The sequence below is a fragment of the Bartonella sp. AD328YNZD genome (assembly GCF_042196425.1).
Genome location: NZ_JBHIQG010000116.1, coordinates 2501 through 5000, shown reverse-complemented (window position 1 = coordinate 5000; position 2500 = coordinate 2501). Strand labels below are relative to the sequence as shown.

The 2500-nt window shown below is 44.9% G+C and carries 2 tRNA genes and 1 rRNA gene (2 of these 3 cut by a window edge); all 3 read right to left on the bottom strand.

Annotated elements, in window-relative coordinates:
* A 23S ribosomal RNA gene (locus tag ACFIO3_RS06735) occupies positions 1-1599 on the bottom strand; it reaches 1212 nt to the left of the window's first position.
* 461 nt (positions 1600-2060) lie between these two features.
* Positions 2061-2136 (bottom strand) — tRNA-Ala (locus tag ACFIO3_RS06730).
* Between the two features lie 307 nt (positions 2137-2443).
* A tRNA-Ile gene (locus tag ACFIO3_RS06725) sits at positions 2444-2500 on the bottom strand; it runs 20 nt beyond the window's last position.

The following is a 2500-nucleotide window of genomic DNA, read 5'->3' as shown; positions in this document are numbered from 1 at the left end:
AAGCGCCTTAGTATTCTCTACCAGTCCACCTGTGTCGGTTTGGGGTACGGTCTATATGTGGGAGCTATTTCCTGGAACTGCTTCACTGCAAGATCAATCCAATAAGATCTTACAATATACGCAATCCGTCACTACCCACAGGTCCACGAATATTAACGTGGTTCCCATCGACTACGCCTTTCGGCCTCGCCTTAGGGGCCGACTCACCCTGCTCAGATTAACTTTAAGCAGGAACCCTTGGACTTTCGGCGAGGGAGTCTCTCACTCCCTTTATCGTTACTCATGTCAGCATTCTCACTTCCGATACCTCCAGGAGCTCTCACGAGTCTCCCTTCACAGGCTTACGGAACGCTCCGCTACCACTTACTCCAAAAGGAGTAAATCCACAGCTTCGGTGTATGGCTTTAGCCCCGTTACATTTTCGGCGCAGGGACCCTTATTTAGACCAGTGAGCTGTTACGCTTTCTTTAAATGGTGGCTGCTTCTAAGCCAACATCCTGGTTGTTTTGGGATCCTCACATCCTTTCCCACTTAGCCATAACTTGGGGACCTTAGATGGTGGTCAGGGTTGTTTCCCTCTCCACGACGGACGTTAGCACCCGCCGTGTGTCTGCTAGTTAGTTCTTCCAGGTATTCGGAGTTTGGTTAGGTTTGGTAATCCGGTGAGGACCCCTAGCCCATCCAGTGCTCTACCCCCTGGAGAATTCGACTAACGCTCTACCTAAATAGATTTCGCGGAGAACCAGCTATTTCCGAGTTTGATTGGCCTTTCACCCCTAGCCACAAGTCATCCCAATCTATTGCAACAGATACGGGTTCGGCCCTTCAGTAAGTGTTACCTTACCTTCAGCCTGCTCATGGCTAGATCACTCGGTTTCGGGTCTAATCCAACGAACTGAACGCCCTATTCAGACTCGCTTTCGCTACGCCTACACCTACCGGCTTAAGCTTGCTCGTTAGACTAAGTCGCTGACCCATTATACAAAAGGTACGCCGTCACCCAGAACGAATCTTGGGCTCCGACTGTTTGTAGGCATTCGGTTTCAGGTACTATTTCACTCCCCTTGTCGGGGTACTTTTCACCTTTCCCTCACGGTACTGGTGCGCTATCGGTCATGCACGAGTACTTAGGCTTGGATCGTGGTCGACCCATGTTCAGACAGGATTTCACGTGTCCCGCCCTACTCTAGGACTTAAATCAGATTTACGTATACGGGACTATCACCCTCTTTGGTACGACTTTCCAGTCGTTTCTACTTTTCTTAATTCAAGCCACTGGCCTGGTCCGCGTTCGCTCGCCACTACTAACGGAGTCTCGTTTGATGTCCTTTCCTACAGGTACTTAGATGTTTCAGTTCCCTGCGTTTGCTTCTTACACCCTATTTTATTCAGGTGTAGATACCTTTATCTGACGACTAGAAAACTAAACTGTTTTAAAAAACAGCTTAATTTTTCTAGCCATCAAAGGTGGGTTGCCCCATTCGGAAATCTACGGATCAAAGGGTATTCGCACCTCCCCGTAGCTTATCGCAGCGTATCACGTCCTTCATCGCCTGTGCATGCCAAGGCATCCACCAAATGCCCTTAAGACACTTGATCGTTCTCATTGCCAATATTCATTCACGGTTTGTCTGCTTCTCTTTATCTTGTGCAAAATAAAGCGCAAAACAAACCAAATATCAGCAGAAAAGACCAGCTTCTCGAGATATATTCAATGGCGCGGTTAAGCTTCCAATCATAAGCAAGGGTTTTGAGCATTCCCTTGCGACACATGTCTCTTTTTCTAAATTAAGATTTCCTTCTAAATTAAGATTTCCTCTTCGGAAGAAAGGTTTTTCTTTCAAGATCTTTTTTAAAATCTGTTTTCCAAAACCTTTTTTCGACAACAAGCATTTTCCCAAGAAAGTATTTTTCTTAACAAAAAACTTGCACCTCAGAAGGAACCTTAAAAAGGAACATGTCTGAATATATCTTCTCTTCACAATTTCAATAGAACAAGCAAAAGGCTAAAAACCTCTTACTAAACCGTGTTCTTACAACATGATGATGACCGATTAAAGTGGTGGAGCCGGACGGGATCGAACCGACGACCCCCTGCTTGCAAAGCAGGTGCTCTCCCAGCTGAGCTACGGCCCCTAAAACAATATAACGCCTTCGAAACGCTTAAAATTCAAGATCACTTAAAATTGCTATTTTCTCAAAATTGCTACGCTTTATTGCCTTTTCTCGAAACATTTTTTTACCTTATATCTCAAGATCACTTAAATTTACCTTAAGACCACTGCAATTTTGGATATTAAAACCAAAGAAAGCACTTTTCTTTGTACCAATAAAACTTTTATGCACCGGTAATATTCCTATAAACTGATAAGGTTCTTATAAATTAATAAAGAAAGCTTCCTCTGAGCACGTTTCACAAGCGCTTATAGATTGATAGAGTAATTGGTGGGCCTGGGAGGACTTGAACCTCCGACCTCACGCTTATCAAGCGCGCGCTCTA